The sequence below is a fragment of the Polaromonas sp. P1_E1_2 genome (genome assembly GCF_056406035.1).
The window spans coordinates 1-3,705 of sequence record NZ_JBFUAZ010000438.1 but is presented as its reverse complement, the minus strand read 5'-3'; the positions used below and the strand labels follow the sequence as shown (position 1 = coordinate 3,705).

Below are 3,705 nucleotides of genomic sequence, written 5' to 3'. Positions count from 1 at the left end.
CCATGACCTGTGCAGCAGGGTTATTTTTGGAACGGATGATGGGTTGTTTCACCAACACACGCGTTGTTCGATTTCAGGCGCCTCCGGCAGAATCTTTTCGCACGCAAAACAGCTAGGCCGGCAGGTTCAGAACGATCAATTTAGAACCGCATCCATAAGCGTTTCTCTGGGAGGGGAATTTCATTGAGTCACGTTACGTTTGAGCTGGAGATTGCCCCCAGGGCCAGGCGCTGCAGGTCTGCGCGCGGCTTCACGCTGCTGGAACTGCTGGTCGTGGTGGTCATCATCGGGCTGCTGGCCGGACTGGTCGCGCCGAGCTACTTTGACTCGGTCAGCAAATCCAAATCCAAGATCGCCAAGGCGCAGATTGAATCGCTCGACAAGGCACTGGACCAGTACCGCCTGGATGTAGGCAGCTACCCCACCGCGGAACAGGGCCTCAATGCCCTGAACACACCGCCGCCGGGGATCACAAAATGGCAGGGGCCCTACCTGAAAAAGGCCCTACCCACCGACCCCTGGGGCAATGACTACAGCTATGTGCTGAAGCCGGGCGCGGGCAGCATCGACATCATCTCCTACGGTGCCGACGGCAAGCCCGGCGGCACCGGTGAGGCGCAGGACGTCTCGCTGCATTCGGTCAATTGACGTCAGCGCTGGCGCCAGAACAGTTTCACGCATGCTCGCGGCTCACGCCTTGTTTGACGTCGTCACCCGCGACGGTGCGGGACGCATCGCGTCGCGCCAGGTGCGCGCGACCACGGCTGCTGAAGCGCTCGCACAGACAGCGCGCGGTGGCTTCACGGTTCTAAGCTGCGAGGCAGCCAAGGAATCCAGCGCCGGCCTTGGCGGATTGATGCGAGGGAAATCCGCGGCGCCCTCCCGCTCGGGTCTCGACACCGCGTCCTTCTCACAGGATTTTGCAGCACTGATCGACGCGGGCCTCAGCGTCACAGAAGCGTTGCAGACGCTGAGCATCAAGGAAACGGTCAACGCACGGCGCGACCTCATCGAGCAGGTGGCGCGCGCGGTGTCGGAAGGCCGCAATCTCTCGGCGGCCATGCGGCTGACGGGTGCCTTCCCCGAGCTGTTGATCGCCACGGTGGAAGCCAGCGAACGCACCGGCGACCTCGGCAAGGGAATGGCCCGCTATGCGGCCCACCAAAGGGAGATGCAAGGACTCAAGGACAAGCTCATAGGCGCTTCAGTCTATCCCCTGGTGCTGCTCGTGGTCGGTGGGCTGGTCGTGATGTTCCTCATGGGCGTGGTGATCCCGCGCTTTGCCGGCTTGCTGGACAGCACGCGCACGCAGCTGCCCATGCTCTCGGCTGGCCTGATGGCCTGGGGCCGGCTCGTGGCCGCCAAGCCTTGGGTACTGATGCTGTTCTTCGGCGGAGTCCTGGCGCTGGGGACCTGGGTGGTCGCGCATTTTCGCGCACATGGCGTGCGCTCGCGCTGGCTGCAACGCCTTCCCTACATAGCCGGCGTGATCCGCGAGTTCCAGCACCTGCAGCTCTACCGCACCATGTCCATTCTGGTCTCGCGCGGCATTGTGATCCACCGCGCGATGGAGCACGGCGCCAGGCTGCTGGGCGATGCGGACCGCGAGCGCCTGGAGCGCGCCGTCGTGCTGATGCGCGAAGGCCTGAGCATGAGCGCGGCCCTGTCCGGCGCGGGGCTGTCCGACCCTGTGGCCACCAGCATGCTTAAGGTGGCGGAGCGCACCGGCTCCATGTCGGAGATGCTGGAGCGCATCGCACAGTTCTACGAACGCCGGCTGCAGCGCTCCATCGACGTGGCCACGCGTGTCATCGAACCCGCGCTGATGATCGTGATCGGCACCGTTATCGGCGCCATCGTGGTCCTCATGTATTTGCCCATCTTCGACCTGGCCTCCAGCCTGAACTGATCTTTGCATTGCTTTCGCCCATGAGCACCCTCCTCCCCGTTTCCCCGCCAGCCGACGCGGACACCGCCCCGGCTTCACCGGCCGGCGGCCAGGCCGGGCGCGCGCTGATGCAACAAGCCGTGCAGGCGGCGCCGGTAGGGTCGCGTCTTCAGTGGATGGTGCGACAAAGCGGACTAGAGGGCACGCGCGTACTTGTGGACGTCGCGGCGGCGCTGGGCCTGCGCGCCATGGCCACGCAAGACCTGCAGGGCATCACACCGGACTTCGAACTGATCTCGTTTGCCGACTGCCAGTCACGCGGCTGCCTGGGCGGCTGGTCCGTCGACGCTGCCGGCAACAAGGTGCGCACGGTCGTGGTCAGCGACCCGCTGGACCTCAAGGGCCAGGAGTGGATAGACCTGCAACTGGGCGATGCAAACGCGGGTGAGGTAATTCGCGGCCTGGCACTGATCGAAGACATACAAGCCTGGCTTGCGCATGCCGAGCGCAACCTGATGGCCATGGGCAGCGACCAAGAGGAAGATGCCGGTGGCCTTGCACAGGCGGAATCCGTCGATGCCTCCGTCGTGGCCCTGTCCATCGCAAGCATAGAGACCACGGCGAACCCGCTGGTCCGACTGGTCGATTCGATCTTGTACGACGCGCTCAAGATGGGCGCGTCCGACATCCACTTCGAAACCCAGCCGACCGGCCTGCATGTCAAGTACCGGATCGATGGTGTGCTGGAAAATGTCAAGCGCATCGACAGCGCCGAAATGGGGCACCAGGCGATTTCACGCATCAAAGTGCTGTCCGAGCTCGACATCTCCGAGCGGCGAACGCCGCAGGACGGCCGCTTCAAAGTCCGCGTCGAGCGGCGCGAGATCGATTTCCGGGTCTCCATCATGCCCAACCTGTTTGGTGAAGACGCCGTCTTGCGGGTACTGGACCGCAAGCACCTGACCGGGCAGTTCCAGACGCTGAGCCTGGACACGCTGAGTTTCGCGCAAAGCGCCAAGGACTTTATCCGCCAGGCCTCCAGCCTGCCGTATGGCCTGCTGCTGGTGACCGGCCCCACAGGCAGCGGCAAGACAACCACGCTGTACGCGGCGATCTCCGAGATCAACACCGGCCTGGACAAGATCATCACGATTGAAGACCCGATCGAGTACCAGCTCAAGGGCGTGCTGCAGATTCCCGTCAACGAAAAAAAAGGCCTGACCTTTGCGCGCGGGTTGCGCTCCGTGCTGCGCCACGACCCGGACAAGATTATGGTGGGCGAGATACGCGATGCCGAGACGGCGCAGATCGCGGTACAGGCCGCTCTCACGGGCCACCAGGTGTTCACCACCGTGCACGCCAACAATGTATTTGACGTCATAGGCCGCTTCAAAAACATGAACGTCGACAGTTACAGCCTGGTGTCGGCCCTGACCGGCATCGTCGCCCAGCGCCTGCTGCGCGCCGTGTGCGTGCATTGCGCGATGCCCGCAGGCCTGACCCCCGAACAATTGACACAACAGGGCATCCCCGCGGAACGCCTGGATCTGGACCAGGCGAAATTCATGCATGCCGTGGGCTGCGCGCATTGCCGCGGCACCGGCTACAAGGGGCGCCTTGCGATTGCCGAGACGCTGGAGATGGACGATGACATACGAGATCTCCTCGTGCGGCAGGCGCCGATCTCACAGATCAAGCAGGTCGCACGCGGCAAAGGCTTCATGAGCCTGCGCGACTCGGCCGTGTCCCTGGCCATGGGAGGCCAGACCACTGTGGAAGAGATCAACCGCGTCACGCCCCGGGAGAACATGCAGAAC

3 protein-coding genes are annotated in these 3,705 nt (G+C 63.7%); all 3 read left to right on the top strand.

Annotation, left to right across the window (positions count from 1 at the left end; translation table 11 throughout):
- Positions 1 to 183: 183 nt before the first annotated feature.
- On the top strand, positions 184 to 648 hold the full coding sequence (gene gspG, locus AC1D1P_RS17505; protein WP_477673841.1) for a type II secretion system major pseudopilin GspG: 465 nt from the start codon (positions 184 to 186) through the stop codon (positions 646 to 648).
- A 31-nt stretch (positions 649 to 679) separates the two neighbouring features.
- The gene (locus AC1D1P_RS17500) at positions 680 to 1,909 is read left to right on the top strand and encodes a type II secretion system F family protein (RefSeq protein WP_477673840.1); all 1,230 of its coding nucleotides are present in this window, start codon (positions 680 to 682) and stop codon (positions 1,907 to 1,909) included.
- Between the two features lie 20 nt (positions 1,910 to 1,929).
- Positions 1,930 to 3,705: GspE/PulE family protein (locus tag AC1D1P_RS17495; protein ID WP_477673839.1), on the top strand; the 1,776-nt coding region annotated here is incomplete at its 3' end.